The sequence below is a fragment of the Rhizobium altiplani genome (genome assembly GCF_001542405.1).
In the GTDB taxonomy this organism is placed as follows: Bacteria; Pseudomonadota; Alphaproteobacteria; order Rhizobiales; family Rhizobiaceae; genus Rhizobium; species Rhizobium altiplani.
The window spans coordinates 60,588-75,279 of record NZ_LNCD01000103.1 but is presented as its reverse complement, the minus strand read 5'-3'; the positions used below and the strand labels follow the sequence as shown (position 1 = coordinate 75,279).

Below are 14,692 nucleotides of genomic sequence, written 5' to 3'. Positions count from 1 at the left end.
GGGTCGCACAAACGGAGGAATTGGACATGAGATCAGACATCGTTTCGGGAGCCGTTTTTCCAGACTACGAACTCAGCGATCACACCGGCAAGCGTCGAAAACTCTCGGAGTTGCAGGCCATCTATCCCATGGTGCTGGTTCTCAGCCGAGGCAGCTTCTGTCCCAAGGATCGACGTCAGCATGAGGGGTTGCTACAGCTCTATCGAGAAATGGAGGTCGGGTATTGCAGGCTGGTGACGATCAGCACCGATACCATTGCCGAAGCACACGAGTTCCGCAGCGGCGTCGGGGCGCATTGGCCATTTCTGTCGGATCCGAGACGGACGATCCAGCAGGATCTCGAAATCGCGGAATACACGGACCCGGTTCATAATCCGATGATCCCCCATGTCATTGTCCTCGAACCCGGTCTGGTCGTCTACAAACTCTACAATGGCTATTGGTTCTTCGGCCGCCCGACAGTTGAGGAGCTTCGCCAGGATCTGCGCGAGGTCTGCAAGAAATCCTGGCCCGACTGGGACATCACGCAACCGGAGTTGCGGTCAGCTTGGCAGGAAGGGCGTAAGGATATGTTCTTTCCCTATGGCAAATCCATCGCACAAACCCTGGCCGACGGTTAGCTCACCGGTTTTCGGCGACCCGACAGAGCATCGCCAAGGGCCCGATCCGGATCGCAAGAGCTATGCCTCCTACTTTTCGTTCACAGACCCCGACGGCAACGGCTGGACCGTCCAGGAGATCACCGGTCGCCTGCCGGGGCATCGCGGCGATCACACACACCGCAGTTGACCGCGGCTGTCTGGGGCTACGAGCCCTGATCGTCGAGGTGGTATTCCACCGAAGAACGGTGACGACGACGCCCCAGACGCCACGGGATCGCATGTGGGGCCGGTGGTGACCATCCGTGATGTCAAGCCGGGCGCGTCATCGGCTGCGTTCTGCGAGTGCTCGACGGACGGCCTTTTCGAGGGCGTCGTCGAAGAAAGGTTTGAAAAGACAATCGGATGCGCCCTGCGCAAGGAGCCTTGACCGCAGGTTCTCGTCATGGTTCGCGGTTATAAAGACGATGGGGACCGAGCTGTTGCGACGTAGGAGCTCGCACTGCAGATTCGGCCCAGACATTCCCGTCATAACGACGTCGAGAAGCAGGCAGCTCGTCGTCGCAAGGGCGCCCGAAGCGAGAAACTCCTCCGCCGACGCGAAGGCGATGCTGTCGAGGCCAAATGATTGAAGGAGCGCGGGCAGGGACTCGCGAACCGACACATCATCGTCTACGACCGAAACCAATGGACGAACGCTTTCCATGGCCAACTCCGTTACGGCCACCATACGGTATATCTGCCAACCGGTCGGACCACCGCGGGAACATGATTGAATCTAGGAGTTGTTCAACCTCCAGTACATTGTACCAAGGTATCGGTCCGCTGGCCCTTGATGTCGTTTGCACGATTCAGGAACAGCCTCCGGCGTGGCCATCAGACACGCTATGCCGCCAGCGATGTGATACAGGACCGGTTTCGGGGCCCCATGGTGGGGAGAACATCTTCGTGAAGAATATCCCGGCGTTATTGGCGAGAGCGTCGATGGAACCGAACCGACCCACAGCCCTGCCAGCTACCAGCTCGGCCCTCGCCAGATCGCTGACCTCGCCGTCGACGAGTTCGAGACGGGTTGTCCGATCGGACTACCTGGCCTTGCTGATGCGCCTTGATGCCCCGACGACGTTCCAACCCTTGTCGAGAAATGCCTTCACCAGTCCGGCACCGATCGGCTGGGACACACCCGTGATCAAAATCGTCTTGTGCCCGCTCATTCCTGCCTCCAATCGCGCAGGCAACCCACCCGCCCGCAATCGTCGTGGCCGTGGTATCGGCCTTCGATTTGTGCAAATCGGCAACTCCCGGGAACAAGGCTTCAATCCTTGTTCCCATGGAAGCATCTCCCGAAATGAGACCTCAGGCTAGTGTGCCAAGGTGTCTCCGATACTATCGGATGATGGCCTGGCGCGAAGGGTAACCCTTTGCCGTGGTCCTCAATGCATGACTACCTGATCGCCGAGCCGGAGGCGCGCAAACATGTTGACCAGCTCGGGCAGAGAACGAGCATTCATTTTGCGCATCAACTGACCGCGATGCGCCTTAACAGTTATTTCGCTGATCCCAAGTTCGAAAGCCACCTGCTTGTTCAGGAGGCCGTGGACGACGAAGAACATGACCTCGCGCTCCCGGGGGCTCAGCATTTGATAGCAGGATCGAAGGGCGGCCAGCTCGCTATCTTCACGCGTGAGTGCTGCACTGCGTTCCATGGCACTTCTTATGGCCTGCAATAGCGCAGCGGTGTCGATTGGCTTGGTCAGGAATTCGAATGCGCCGGCCTTCATTGCGCGCACAGTGGTTGGCACGTCGCCGAAGCCGGTCACGAAGATGATCGGTATCCTCCTTCCATCCGTGGTCAAAAGGCTCTGAAGGTCGAGACCATTCAAGCCCGGCATGTTGACATCAAGCACCAGGCAGCTCGGCCCAGCGGGTCGCGCATATGAAAGGAAGTCCTTCGCAGAGGCGAAAAGCAGCGGCTGCCATCCTGCGGATGCGATGAGAAGTTCCAGGGATTCCCGGACGGACACATCGTCATCGACGACAAACACAACGGGTCTGTCCAGAGCCTGGGTCTGCGTCTTTGCCCGCTGATGTGCGACCGCGATGGTACTGTACATAGCTTTCTCCTTTTGACTTCGCTCAGAACCGTCAAAACGCTCGCCGAGACATTCGACCGCCCTCGGCAAGGAGCAGTCGGCGCATCTCTTCGCCGCCTTGCTGTACTGAGCATGACCGGTAAAACCTGCCCATTGCGTGTGAGCCTGCGGTGCGGGCCGCCCGCGTTCCGACGCCGAGGTTCATGCAATCGGTTTGCTTCATCTCCAAGAACGAATCGAACATCAAATCCGTGCGACCGGATCAGATGGAGCGGCGGTTCCCGTATCGAAACATCCTCGTCGAGAATGCAAACGACCAGCTCCTTCTTCATCGCCGCGTCCTCGCTTGACCGAGGCCCGTCGCCAGGATTTGTGGTGCCGAATACGAGGGAAGTCGGAAGCCGAAGGTCGCTCCTGCCTTTTCGTTGGATGACGCGTACATTTGACCGTTGTGGCCTTCGACGATTGAGCGGCTGACCGACAGGCCGATGCCCATGCCGTCGCTCTTGGTCGTGTGGAATGCCGTGAAGAGCTGTTCGATATCAATAGCGATACCCGAACCTGTGTCCCGGACCGCGAGCTCGACCAGCCCCTCTGTTGTGATCGCCGTTCGCAAGGCGATTTCCCGAGGCTGGTGCGCGAGCTCGCCGATTGCGTCGATCGCGTTGCGGAGCAGGTTCATGATAACCTGCTGAAGCTGGACCCGGTCCCCTTCTACCGCCGGCAGTTGATCTGAAAGGTCCAACCGCAGTGCGATCCTGTTCCTTTGCAGGTCGCTCCCGATCAAGCCTACAACCTCGCGTGCGGCATCATTGAGGTCAAGCGGTTCGAGCGTTGCGGGCTGCTTCCTGAACAGTGCCCGGACCTTCCCGACCACTTCGGATGCGCGCTGTCCATCCCTGATGGTCCGGCGTGCCGCTTCCAGAGCGCCCTCGACGTTCGGTGGTGTCGCGGCGAGCATTCGAAGAGACGTGCTGGCGTTCGTGATGATCCCCGAAAGCGGCTGGTTCACTTCGTGGGCTATCGAAGCCGTCATCATTCCGAGGCTCATCACCCGTGTGATCTGCGAAAGTTCGGCCCTGAATCGGTCGCGGGCTTCTTCGGCAAGACGTCGCTCCGTGATGTCCTGGCCGGCGCCGATGCATTCCACATGGCCATCGGGATACTCGAGACTGCGCGCAACGACCCTTAGATGGCGGACGGACCCGTCACCTGAAATGATCCTGGCCTCATATTCGGGATTGTAGGCGCCGGCGCGAATTTCGTCGCGCCGGCGTGCGAGAACCTCTCTGTCGTCAGGGTGAATCCGCGTCGCCACCGCTTCCATGGTGATGACGGCGTCCTTGTCGAAGCCGAAGATGCGGCTGAGTTCGTCAGAGAAAATGACCTCATCGGTTGCTAGCTGCCAGCAGAAGGTACCGGTGTGACTCATCCGCTCGCCTTCCGCCAACAGCATTTCGCTGTGACGAAGTTTGTCCTCGGCCTTCTTCCTGTCGTCGATGTCGGTATTCGTTCCATACCATCGTGCCACCGACCCATCTTCGGCGAAGACCGGGTTGGACCGGATCAGGAACCACCTGTATTCGCCATCGCGACGGCGGATGCGGGCCTCTGCTTCGCCGGGAACGCCCGCTTGCAGCACCTCTTCCCACGTCTTAAGAAGGCCGGCGACGTCGTCCGGGTGAACGACTGCCCACCAGTGGTCGGCCTCATCTGCCGCGATCCCGGCAAACTCAAGCCAGGGTTCGTTCAGATATTCCACCTCTCCGCTCGGTGCTGCGGCCCAGGCCATGACGGGAATGGCGTCTACGATCTCCTGGAGTTTCTGCTCGTTGGCCGCTCTGGCGGCCTCGGCACGCCTCCGGTCATCGATATCCGTCAGGAACACGTACCATGGCGCGGTCGAGGGGTCCGGGAAGGGAACGCCATGAACCTGGAACCATCGATAGTCCCCGACACTACCCTTTACGCGCACTTCCAGATCAAAATTCTGTTCGGCTGAGATTGCCTCGTTGAAGATCCTTATCGCTGTCGGCAGATCGTCGAGATGTATGATGTCAGCATGTTGCCAGTTTCGAAACTCTTCAAGACTAACGCCGCAATATCGGGTGAGCTGTGCGTTCACGGCTTCGACTACTCCCTCACTGGAAAGGATCGCGACCATACCCGGCATGCTGTCGACAAGACGACGAGCAGTGCGTTCGCTTTGGCGGAGCGCTTCCTCCGTCTGCTCGCGTTCGGCGATTTCCTTCTTCAGGGCCACGTTGGCAGTGGCGAGCTCCATCGTCCGCTCGGCGATTCGCTCCTCAAGCATTGCTGCCAATTTTGCCTGACCGACATGACGCGCCGCCTCGTTGACCGCGAGTGCGGCCTGATTGGCGCCGACGTTGAGTACAAGGCGCTCCTCTTGCGACAGGAGCCTGCCATGGCACCCCGCGACCAGAACGCCGGCAGCACCTCCCAATCCCACCTGCGCATGCGCAATGACCATCAGCCCTTGCCCGAGCGACAGGGTGGCGGAAGCCGGCCAGGCCGAAAGAGGTCCAAGTGCGGAATCGAGGGACGCGCCAACCTCCTGAGCGTTGATAGCGACATCGGAAGTCGGCAGTCTGGCCAGTTCCACGAGTGCTGGGTCATCTGGCAGCATCAGCCGAAGATAGAGCAGGTCGACATCCAGCATCGCCCGAAGGGCGTCGAGGAGGATATTGCCGATCTGAAAAAGATCGCCACCCGACCACATCGCTGGCAAGGCAACGAGCGTGATCAGGTCGCTCATGCATCGGCGACGCCAATCATCACGTGGTGCGGCACTCTTGGCGAGATCAACCATGGTTCTCACCGCGGTCGCGAGCCTCGCTCCTCCTCGCACGCCGCTCCCGCAATTCTTCCAGGAACTGCGCCGGGGCGACATAGAATGGATTCTCCTGGAGGACGCCGCCGACGACAACCATCGGATGCGTGCGGAGAACATCGACGACAGTTTCGCCGCCAAACTTTGCAAGATCATAAATGCAAATGACAACGTCGTCGTGCTGGCTCCAGACGTCGTTCACGCGCGCTTCGAAGGATATCAGATCCGCAATTTCGGATCGTCCGTCGCCGGCCCAGTCCATCTGGCATATGATCCGGCTTAGAGGATAGCCGTTGTCGGAGTTACCGCTCGCCAGCTTCTCGAAGACCGCAAGCATTCTGTCGGAATCGAAGCGACCATTGCTGAGATAGACATCGGCATTCGTTCGAATGTCGAGCTGACCGACGGCCTCCGCTTCTTCGGTGTCGATTCCTTCACAGCGGAGCCTGTCGAGGTGCGCGGGCCGCTGGCCGGGATTGACCAGATGAACGGCCTTATGACCGCATTCGAACCCATCGACGATGAACGGTATAAGCACCTTGTAGGCCTCATCCTCGCTGTTGAAGAAGGCGCAGACATGGCGGCTGTGGCCCAATTCCGAGCCGGCGAAGCGAATTGCATGAGCATGCGGTGCCATTTGCGATCACAGTTCTGGTTCCTGTCTCGCGCCTGGGCTCCGGATCTTTCGACGCTGCGGCCGTGGACTATTGTCAGCGACCGCCGCTCCCGCAACAAGGATGCGCCGATCATGAAATAGCGTCTATTGTACGATGGTGTTGGCTGCCGGGGCCCTTTTTGCAACGAGAGCGATGTTTCAGGTCAATGCAAAGGTAGTGGCGACGCCCAACACAATAGAGGAAGCTCCTCCTTTTGGCCATCCTGTCGACGAAGTGACAATGACCTTGAATGCGGAGAATTCTGCCGTCGGCGTGGAGAATAGAGATAATATCCGGGGAAAGCCGGCGACCATTCATCAAGGACCTGCTCCAGGCTGCTTCCAGCAACTTCCTCTGCGACCATATCCTCGGGTAAGTAGGCGAACCAGTAACCGCTCAAAGCGGCACCACCATTGCGTAGCTCGTACTGAAGGTAAGTCGGCCACCGACACGGACCGGGAGCTCTCTGCCATCCTCGGCAAACTCCCAAGCATAGCGCCCCGGATCGGGATTGGCGATGGTTGATGCAGACATGACCAACGAGGTCCTGGGGCGTTTGTGGTATGGAACGCGTCGCGAGATATTCCGGCGATGTGGCGGCCATAACGGCTTAACCAATATTCGCAAGCTGCGGCCATTCCGCTAGCCGCCGAGCCAAGCGGCATCTCAATTTTTGATTTTATTCGCTGACACGTACAATCAGCTTCCCGAAATTCTTGCCCTGCAGCAGGCCGATGAAGGCCTCGGGGGCATTCTCCAGGCCATCGACGATGTCCTCGCGGAATTTCAGGCGGCCGTCGGCCAGCCATGCCGACGCCTCACTGAGAAAATCGGGCCGCTGGTCTGCGAATTCGCGCTGAATGAAGCCACGCACCGTCAGGCTCTTGCGAAGCACGGCACGCATGAAGCCGGGGAGGCGATCGACGCCTTCTGCCGGTTCGTTGTTATAGTGGGCAATCAGGCCACAGACGGGTATGCGTGCGAAATCATTGAGAAGCGGAAAGACCGCTTCGGCAACGGGGCCGCCGACATTCTCGAAATAGACGTCAATCCCATCGGGGCAGGCTAACGCGAGTTGGGCGTTGAAATCCTTGGCGCGGTGATCGATCGCAACATCGAAGCCAAGTTCGTCGCGGACGAATGCGCATTTCTCCGGGCCGCCGGCAATGCCGACAGCCCTTGCACCTTCAATTTTCGCAATCTGGCCGACGACCGATCCGACGGCGCCGCTTGCTGCGGCGACAACAACGGTCTCGCCGGGCTTTGGCCTGCCGATATTGCGAAGTCCGGCATAGGCGGTGAAGCCTGGCATGCCGAGCACGCCGAGCGCCGCGGTCACGGGTGCCTGCGTGGCGTCAAGCCTTCTCAGTCCGTCGCCGCTCGATGTTGCGTAGGTCTGCCAGCCCGAATGGGACAGGACGATGTCGCCGGGCGCAAAATTGCTGTTGCGGCTGCGGATGACGCGGGCAACCGTGCCGCCTTCCATGACCCCGCCGATAGCAACGGGCGGAGCATAGGATTTCGCGTCGTCCATGCGTCCGCGCATATAGGGATCGAGTGACAGATAAAGAACCTGCAGAAGGACCTCACCCTCTGCGGCCGTCGGCAGGGGGCCGCGCTCGGTTCGGAAGTTCTCAGGCGACGGCAGCCCCCTGGGCCTCGATGCCAGCGTTACCCTTACATTTTCCAAGGCTTCGGGCATCGGATTCACTCCATAATCAAGATTGTTCATCTCTGCCTGACGGTAACGTCATCCCACCTCAGCCGCACGGTGCTTTTTTCCTTCTTTCAACTCCAAAGAGAAAGCGGTTTCTAATCGAGCTATTTATCTACTTATTGGATAGACAATATAGAAATATGGTGAAGCGATGTGATGACCTATCTTCTCAGCTTGCTGGACAGGGCCCCGGTCGAAGCTGGTGCGACCGCGGCAGATGTGCTTGCGGCGGCCGTCAAGCTGGCCGTTGCGGCCGAGGAACTCGGTTATCACGACGTCTCAAAGCCTGCAGGATCCATTGGGCGTCGCACCAGGCCGCACCGATCTGCCTGCGGAGATCGAGCAAGTGTCCGCTAGGGGCGGCCTTACGTCTGTCACGAAAGGCATCAGTGCGCTGCGCACCAGCGCCGACATCGGCTTCCGATTCGGGGCGCTGACCTGTTCATCAATTGGACCTGGTCAAACGATAGGGAAACGCAAATCGCAATCGCAGCGGGCGAAATCGAGTCTCCACACTTGAAACCGCCATTGCGCCATGCGACATGACAAAAAGATAAAGGGCAGCGCCCGTAGGCCTGCCCTTGATTCTTGTCCGCAGTAGATATGCCAAAGGCAGTGATCTGCTCCGCAGCGCACGTTTAATAACTAGGGTATACGGTAGCTCAATGCAACCCCTATTTTCCTGCATCCCTTCGGTATATGCCGAAATTGAAGGCGCTTTGACCCAGGTGCGAATATCTCGTTATCTCGCAGCCGCAAAAAATGACAAGCAATTGGCGCTCAGACTTTACGTTTGGAACGCACGACTATGCGAATGCCTCTACCTTCCGGTTCAGTTCACCGAGGTTGCCGTTCGTAACGCTGTTATGCGGCCGGTACTGCGGCGTTTCAAGGCTGACTGGTTCGAAAGACCCGCGTTCCAGAATATTTTGCCACCCCGCCTTGCGGAAGAGCTGAGTACCGCTGTCGCGAAGGAGCGACGTCGGCATGGCTTAAGTCTGACGGGCGGACACGTGGTTTCGGCACTTTCGCTCGGGTTTTGGGTGGCCCTTCTCGGCGTATCCTATGAAAATCACCTTTGGCACAACGGAATGGCGGACTCGTTTCCCAATGCACGAAATTCGGCGGACCGAGAAACAATCTACCTCTGCGTCGAGGAACTTCGAAAAGTCCGCAATGAAATCATGCATCATGCTGCGATCTTCGATCGGGGGCCGAAGGGAAAGCTCGCAACAGTCATGGATTTGCTCGGAATGGTTTCTGTGGAAACTAGGGACTATGTCGCCCGACTTGACACTCTAAGTCAGGTAATCAACGAGAGACCGCGATGCTAACGAGTACGGTGACTGCGCATTTGCTTTGAGCGATGAAGCGACTGCTATCCTTCATCCTACAGAAATCGTGAAGCACCCACGTGCATTGTCCTCGTTGAATCCTTCACAAGGATCCCTGTTCATCCCGCGGGCATCGGCCTAATACGTCGGCCCAGAGGCCTTCACGATTTCTAACGCTTCCTCGACGTGTTCGTGGTGGAGGATGGCATCAGCATGGTCGCTTATCCCAACCGGGCACCATAATCAGGTAGCGATATTCGCGGCGTAGCGAGTTGCCGCGTCGATCCGGTCCTGTGGTCCAAGTCTCGCCAGATGGGCTACGGTCGAAATCTGTAGCTTCAGAAGTGAGCCGCTTCCATGGCGCGCCTCTATATCCTTGTATTCGCAAAGGCGCTGTTCAAGCTCCGCCACAAGCGCCGGTTGGTAAAAGATCATTATCGAGTTCTTCATGCATAAGAGCAGCTACCACCAAGTCTCCGACACCAATCGCGTACTCGAAGTTTCTGACCGTTTGATTGCTGCCGTGCATCGATGCTCTCCCACCATTGATGTTCGTCCGGTCCGCGAAGCAATGCAATGCATGGTCGCCGTTCGTTGATCGTATCCGGTGCTTGTCGTACTGAAGGATTTTCCGGACTCTTTTGCGCGAAGCAGTTCGGGCATGTTCTCTCCAGCGAAAGGAGAATGCCCCTGAATGGAACTGCTTCACAAGGGCCGCTTACCAGGCGAGGGTTCGATATGGCAACAGGTACCGTCAAGTGGTTCAACACTGAGAAAGGTTATGGCTTTATCGGACCCGACGATGGTTCAGCGGATGTTTGCGTACACATCTCTAGCGTCCAACGATCCGGTCTGCGAGGGCTGAGCGACGGGCAAAAAATAGCTTATGAGCTTACTCGTGACCGACGCTACGGAAAGGCCGTCGCCGATCCCTTCAAGGCGTCCATCGTTGATTTTGGATGTAGCGATAGGCCGGAGGCGGCCGCAAAACATGAAACCTTTCGCGCGACATTATGTACACGGCGGAAATTATCCAATGCCGCGAGGCGGGCGACTGCTCGTCAGCCTAATGCCACCCAAGCGGATCATCACCGACAAGCTTTGCGATGGCGAAGCCAAGCATATTTTTATTCTGAGTATCGAGCGCCTATCCTTTCAATCAGTCGCCATGCAGATTTCAAATGGTCATTTCTTGACTTTCAATCGGTCATAGCCCTAGTTTCAAACAGTCATCAAAGGAATGAAGCTGTGGCGCTGTACCCAAGGCTCGTTGAGCAACGCATTGCCGACGCAATGTCAGACACGCGAGTCGTACTGATCATCGGTCCCAGACAATCAGGAAAAACGACGTTAGCCAAGAAGATGGCCAACGAGGGGAAGGAGTATTACACGCTGGACAATGCAACGACCCTGGACGCAGCGCGACAGGATCCAGTTGGCTTTGTAAGAGGTATGGATCGCGCCATCATCGATGAAATTCAGCGCGCGCCCGAGCTGTTGTTGGCCATCAAGGAAAGCGTGGATACCGACCAGCGCCCAGGGCGTTTCCTTCTGACCGGTTCAGCCAATCTCATGACGTCGCCACGCGTGGCAGACTCGCTCGCAGGGCGCATGGAGGTCGTTCGATTGCTGCCGCTTGCGCAAAGCGAGATCAGAACCGCTGGCAGCAGCTTCCTGCGCGACGCCTTTCGAAACGAAGCCAAGGCCGGAGAGCCAGTCTTCGGAGACGACCTTATGGCTGCAGTTTTGGCCGGTGGATATCCCGAGGCACTGGGCCGCAAAACCTTGAGCCGCAGACAGGACTGGTATGCGGATTATATCCAGGCGATCGTTCAACGCGACGTTCGCGATGTCGCGCAAATCGAGCAGATCGCTCAAATGCCGCGCCTGCTACGCATTCTGGCAGAGCATTCGGGACAGCTCGTGAACTATTCCAGAATCGGCGCGGCCATTGGGATGAACCACATCACAACGCAAAAATATGTCGGCATCTTCGAGAGCCTTTTTCTCGCTCGAACCGTACAACCCTGGTTTTCCAACAAACTGAAACGTCTCACGAAGACACCGAAAATACATTTCCTCGATTCCGGCCTTCTCGCATCCCTTCGAGACCTCTCTCTCGACCGCCTTCGCGACGACAGGGGTCAGTTCGGGGCGTTGCTGGAGACTTTCGTTTTTGGAGAGATCCTTAAACTCGCCAGCGGCGCGCAAACCCGCCTCGAGTTTTCGCATTTTCGCGACAAGCAGCAGAACGAAGTCGATATCGTCATCGAAGATACAAGAGGGCGGATCGTCGGTATCGAGATAAAAGCGGCAGCATCCGTCTCGAATTCCGATTTTTCGGGATTGCGAATTCTGGCCGAAGCATCCGGAGAACGGTTTGTTTCGGGCATGGTCTTGTATGACCACCAGAAGGTGATCCCTTTCGGAGAACGTTTGTCCGCTGTTCCAATATCGGCCTTGTGGAGTTAGCGCGTGAGAATTTCGCTTCAGTCTTCAGCCCCGATCATTCTTGAGACTTCCGAGATTTCGATAACAATGGGGGTCGGTCCAGGCGACAGGAACGCGGTTCACGGAGATCTACTCACCAGGGCAACTAAAATCCAACACCAAGGGGTAGACGATGGCACTCATGCTCGTCGTGGGTGCTGCTGACGAGCCTTGTGCTTGCTTGAATGTCACTGCTCATTGCGCGGGAGCCATGCGCGGACTGCCGCGCAGGACAAGTGCGAATGCGCCAAGTCCCAGAAGGGTGAGGCAAAACCCTGCCCATACCGCAGAGAGCAAACCCAAGCCGCTTCCGATGGCCAGCCCACCCGCAAAGGCGCCGATGGCATTTGCGACGTTGAGAGCGGCCAGGTTCATGGCACCCATCAAAGTTGGGGCTTCCGGCGCAAGTCGCGTAAGGCGGACCTGGATCGTGGGTATTGCTGTCATCATGGTTGCCCCAACGCAGAAAAGCCCGACGAAAAGCGTGGGGGCGCTGGAGCCGAAACTGGCAACGATCGCGAGTACGATCACGGCGCTGCCGAAACCCACCACAATGCCGCGTGCCGGGTGTAGGTCAGCAATTCTGCCGCCAAGAAGGTTTCCTGCCGTCATGCCGATGCCGAACAGGGCGAGAGCGATCGGGATCCATCCCGGGCTCATCGAAACGACATCGGTCACGAAAGGGCCGATGAAAGTATAGACGGCAAAGATGCTCGATACGCCAAGCGCTGCCACCAGCATCATCCACCAGACCGCCGGTTTGCCGAGCGAACTTAGTTCGCGGACGATTGAACCGCCATTCAAGGCATTCGTCCGAGGAAGCCATAGCCACAACGCGGCGGCGGACAGCACGCCGAGAGTTGCAACGGCAAAGTAGGTATTCCTCCACCCCAGGTTTTGGCCGAGGAAGGTGGCGAGGGGTGATCCGACGATCGTGGCAATCGTCAGGCCGCTCATCACGAGGGCGAACGCCTTCCCACCATGTCCCGGGCCGACAATATATGATGCCACGACAGCCCCCGCCCCGAAGTAGGCGCCTTGAGGCACGCCACTGATAAAGCGAGCCACCGCAAGCGTACCGAGGCCTGTCGCCAAGGCGGAGAGGATGTTTCCGCACACGAAGACAGTCATAAGCAACAGAAGCAAAGTTCTGCGGTTAAGATGAGCCGCGGCCAGCGTGACGAGGGGCGCACCGATCACGACACCGAATGCGTATGCTGTTATCGCGTTCGTGGCGGCCGGCAGATCGATCTGCAAACTCGCCGAGAACAGCTGCAGAATTCCCATACTCGCGAATTCGGATGTGCCAATACAGAAGCTTCCGAGCGCAAGAGCGAAGAGAGTGAGGCCGGCTTTCTGCCGTTGTCGCTGGTCAGTACAGTGAACGTTTACAGCGGCGCATTGGGCTTCAAAGGCTTTACTGAGCATTTTGGCCTCCGTTGATTTAAGGTGACCGCCTCGTCACGACGCGGTTTGTTTCATTTGGAGTTTCAGCAGCCGGTCAAGGGTGCCGCCACCGAGAACCTTACTGCTGAGAAGGCATCACGACTGTTAAATGACGCTTAGCTCCGAAAAATGTGCTGCAGCCATCCCGTGAGCGATCCTACGCCGTGCCGCGATTGCCGGCCGCGCCTGGAGCGGCTTGCAAGACAGGGCCTTTTTCTGGGCCGCATTTCCCCTCGCGCTACTGGGCCAGATAGCCCCCGTCGATATTCAATTCGATGCCGGTCACGTAGCTTGCCTCTTCGGAAGCCAGGTACAGACAGCCATATGCGATCTCGATCGGCTTGCCGCCGCGTTTCATCGGAGTCATGGCGATGACGGCATCGTTGAGTGCTGGCGCCTGTTGGTCCGTCAACGGCGTATGTATGAAGCCCGGATGCACGGAGTTGACCCTGATGCCGTCGGATACGAACGTTATCGCTGCGTTTTTGGACATGTTGCGGACAGCACCTTTGGCGGCATGGTAGGAATGCGCACCTGAAACTGCCGCACTGCCCCATATCGAGGAGATGTTGACGATCGAACCCGCCTGCTGCTTGCGCATGACACGAACTGCTTCCCGCATGCCGAGGAAGACGCCGGTCTGGTCGACGGCGATCATCTTCAGCCAGTCCTTCATCTCCAGCTTGTCGAGGGGTTCGTAAGCGATAATGCCGGCGTTATTTACGAGCACGTCCAGGCGGCCATGCTTCCGGAGGATCGCGCTAACGACGGTTGCCCATTGCTCTTCGCTGGTGACATCAAGTGTCACCGCTTCAACCCCTTCGGGGTATGATTGCTCAGGCGGCTTGATGTCGCCCGCGACGACGATGGCGCCCTCGTTATCGAAGAGTTCCGCCACGGCGAAGCCAATACCACCAGCCGCTCCCGTGACCAATGCAACCTTGCCTTTGAGTCTCATATCGCAACTCCCGGTCTGACGGTCTCGCAGGCGAAGGCGTCGCGGGGTGGGTGTGTTCTCCCCGCAATTCGCGATTGCCTTCATTCGCCGACGTATGGTCTTGTCAGGCCTGCTAGTCGCTGGCCGGTGCCAGAATTTGCATTCGCATCACCTTAACGCCCCCGTCAGCGAGTTCTGGTAGCTTGGCAAACCACTCCTTCACATAAGGCATTGCGTTATGGGCCTCGAAGTCGGTTTCGTTGGCAAATATCTCGTAGAAGATGAAGTGTCCGGGGGTCTCTCGGCTCTCCTGCAGGAAGTAGACGAGGTTTGCAGGATCGCTACGCACGAGGTCGATGAGTGGAAGCGTGATGGCTCTCAGTTCGGTCTCCTTGCCCGGTTTGGCACGGACCTCGGCAACGACCGAGTAAGCTCCGCTGGCAATTTTGGCATAGCCCTGTCCCGGACCTTCCTGTGCGAGCGCTTCCTTTTGGAGAACTGTTCCCGCGAGCAGGCCACCAAGCAGAATAGCCGAGGTTTGCAGCCGCAATGCTCTGATCATGTCATAT

General features: G+C 58.0%; 12 protein-coding genes and 4 pseudogenes. 5 read left to right on the top strand and 11 right to left on the bottom strand.

The genetic code is table 11. The annotated features are described in order from the left end of the window. Positions 1-26 precede the first annotated feature (26 nt). Both AS026_RS24495 and AS026_RS43655 read left to right on the top strand, forming a co-directional pair. Positions 27-620 carry a redoxin domain-containing protein gene (locus tag AS026_RS24495; RefSeq protein ID WP_062372288.1) on the top strand — a complete coding sequence of 198 codons (594 nt, stop codon included), beginning with the start codon at positions 27-29 and terminating at the stop codon, positions 618-620. A gap of 37 nt (positions 621-657) precedes the next feature. Then, a pseudogene (locus AS026_RS43655) lies at positions 658-818 on the top strand (VOC family protein); the annotation flags it as partial. Between the two features lie 106 nt (positions 819-924). Here the strand turns inward: AS026_RS43655 and AS026_RS24490 are convergent. From AS026_RS24490 to AS026_RS24470, 7 genes and pseudogenes are all read right to left on the bottom strand, one after another. Continuing rightward, on the bottom strand, positions 925-1,305 hold the full coding sequence (locus AS026_RS24490; RefSeq protein ID WP_062372369.1) for a response regulator: 381 nt from the start codon (positions 1,303-1,305) through the stop codon (positions 925-927). A gap of 232 nt (positions 1,306-1,537) precedes the next feature. Then, positions 1,538-1,813: pseudogene (locus AS026_RS43650) on the bottom strand (SDR family NAD(P)-dependent oxidoreductase); the annotation flags it as partial. A gap of 219 nt (positions 1,814-2,032) precedes the next feature. Next, a complete protein-coding gene (locus AS026_RS24485) occupies positions 2,033-2,713 on the bottom strand; it encodes a response regulator transcription factor (protein ID WP_062372284.1) in 681 nt (226 codons plus the stop codon). 307 nt (positions 2,714-3,020) lie between these two features. After that, positions 3,021-5,522: a PAS domain-containing protein gene (locus tag AS026_RS24480; protein WP_062372281.1), complete on the bottom strand. Its 2,502-nt coding sequence runs from the start codon at positions 5,520-5,522 to the stop codon at positions 3,021-3,023. After that, positions 5,515-6,180, bottom strand: coding sequence for an MEDS domain-containing protein (locus AS026_RS24475; protein WP_062372278.1), 666 nt, complete (start codon positions 6,178-6,180; stop codon positions 5,515-5,517). The genes AS026_RS24480 and AS026_RS24475 overlap by 8 nt, the downstream gene beginning before the upstream one ends. 182 nt (positions 6,181-6,362) lie before the next feature. Then, positions 6,363-6,803: a LysR substrate-binding domain-containing protein gene (locus AS026_RS44640; protein ID WP_082728596.1), complete on the bottom strand. Its 441-nt coding sequence runs from the start codon at positions 6,801-6,803 to the stop codon at positions 6,363-6,365. 75 nt (positions 6,804-6,878) lie between these two features. Next, positions 6,879-7,901, bottom strand: coding sequence for an NADP-dependent oxidoreductase (locus AS026_RS24470; RefSeq protein ID WP_062372365.1), 1,023 nt, complete (start codon positions 7,899-7,901; stop codon positions 6,879-6,881). 171 nt (positions 7,902-8,072) lie between these two features. Between AS026_RS24470 and AS026_RS44300 the strand changes: the two are divergent. Then, a pseudogene (locus AS026_RS44300) lies at positions 8,073-8,189 on the top strand (alkane 1-monooxygenase); the annotation flags it as partial. Between the two features lie 1,304 nt (positions 8,190-9,493). Here the strand turns inward: AS026_RS44300 and AS026_RS24455 are convergent. Continuing rightward, positions 9,494-9,685 carry a hypothetical protein gene (locus tag AS026_RS24455; RefSeq protein WP_131815343.1) on the bottom strand — a complete coding sequence of 64 codons (192 nt, stop codon included), beginning with the start codon at positions 9,683-9,685 and terminating at the stop codon, positions 9,494-9,496. 303 nt (positions 9,686-9,988) lie between these two features. On the opposite strand from AS026_RS24455, the pseudogene AS026_RS41760 reads away from it, so the two are divergent. Both AS026_RS41760 and AS026_RS41755 read left to right on the top strand, forming a co-directional pair. Next, positions 9,989-10,192 (top strand): annotated as a pseudogene (locus tag AS026_RS41760) (cold-shock protein); the annotation flags it as partial. Positions 10,193-10,498: 306 nt separating this feature from the next. Next, positions 10,499-11,722, top strand: a complete 1,224-nt coding sequence (locus AS026_RS41755) for an ATP-binding protein (protein WP_062372261.1) — start codon at positions 10,499-10,501, stop codon at positions 11,720-11,722. Between the two features lie 213 nt (positions 11,723-11,935). On the opposite strand, the gene AS026_RS24440 is transcribed toward AS026_RS41755, so the two are convergent. The 3 genes from AS026_RS24440 to AS026_RS24430 all read right to left on the bottom strand — a co-directional run bounded on the left by AS026_RS24440 (position 11,936) and on the right by AS026_RS24430 (position 14,685). After that, positions 11,936-13,168: an MFS transporter gene (locus tag AS026_RS24440; RefSeq protein ID WP_062372257.1), complete on the bottom strand. Its 1,233-nt coding sequence runs from the start codon at positions 13,166-13,168 to the stop codon at positions 11,936-11,938. Between the two features lie 256 nt (positions 13,169-13,424). Continuing rightward, positions 13,425-14,144, bottom strand: a complete 720-nt coding sequence (locus tag AS026_RS24435; protein ID WP_062372253.1) for an SDR family NAD(P)-dependent oxidoreductase — start codon at positions 14,142-14,144, stop codon at positions 13,425-13,427. Between the two features lie 112 nt (positions 14,145-14,256). Further along, entirely contained in the window at positions 14,257-14,685 is a 429-nt protein-coding gene (locus tag AS026_RS24430) for a putative quinol monooxygenase (RefSeq protein ID WP_062372250.1), read from the bottom strand. Between the last annotated feature and the right edge of the window lie 7 nt (positions 14,686-14,692).

Bases quoted from the DNA above. Each gene is read 5' to 3' on its own strand.
- AS026_RS24495 (WP_062372288.1), top strand. From the start codon at position 27: ATGAGATCAGACATCGTTTCGGGAGCCGTTTTTCCAGACTACGAACTC.
- AS026_RS24490 (WP_062372369.1), bottom strand. From the start codon at position 1,305: ATGGAAAGCGTTCGTCCATTGGTTTCGGTCGTAGACGATGATGTGTCG.
- AS026_RS24485 (WP_062372284.1), bottom strand. From the start codon at position 2,713: ATGTACAGTACCATCGCGGTCGCACATCAGCGGGCAAAGACGCAGACC.
- AS026_RS24480 (WP_062372281.1), bottom strand. From the start codon at position 5,522: ATGGTTGATCTCGCCAAGAGTGCCGCACCACGTGATGATTGGCGTCGC.
- AS026_RS24475 (WP_062372278.1), bottom strand. From the start codon at position 6,180: ATGGCACCGCATGCTCATGCAATTCGCTTCGCCGGCTCGGAATTGGGC.
- AS026_RS44640 (WP_082728596.1), bottom strand. From the start codon at position 6,803: ATGGCCGCCACATCGCCGGAATATCTCGCGACGCGTTCCATACCACAA.
- AS026_RS24470 (WP_062372365.1), bottom strand. From the start codon at position 7,901: ATGCCCGAAGCCTTGGAAAATGTAAGGGTAACGCTGGCATCGAGGCCC.
- AS026_RS24455 (WP_131815343.1), bottom strand. From the start codon at position 9,685: ATGATCTTTTACCAACCGGCGCTTGTGGCGGAGCTTGAACAGCGCCTT.
- AS026_RS24440 (WP_062372257.1), bottom strand. From the start codon at position 13,168: ATGCTCAGTAAAGCCTTTGAAGCCCAATGCGCCGCTGTAAACGTTCAC.
- AS026_RS24435 (WP_062372253.1), bottom strand. From the start codon at position 14,144: ATGAGACTCAAAGGCAAGGTTGCATTGGTCACGGGAGCGGCTGGTGGT.
- AS026_RS24430 (WP_062372250.1), bottom strand. From the start codon at position 14,685: ATGATCAGAGCATTGCGGCTGCAAACCTCGGCTATTCTGCTTGGTGGC.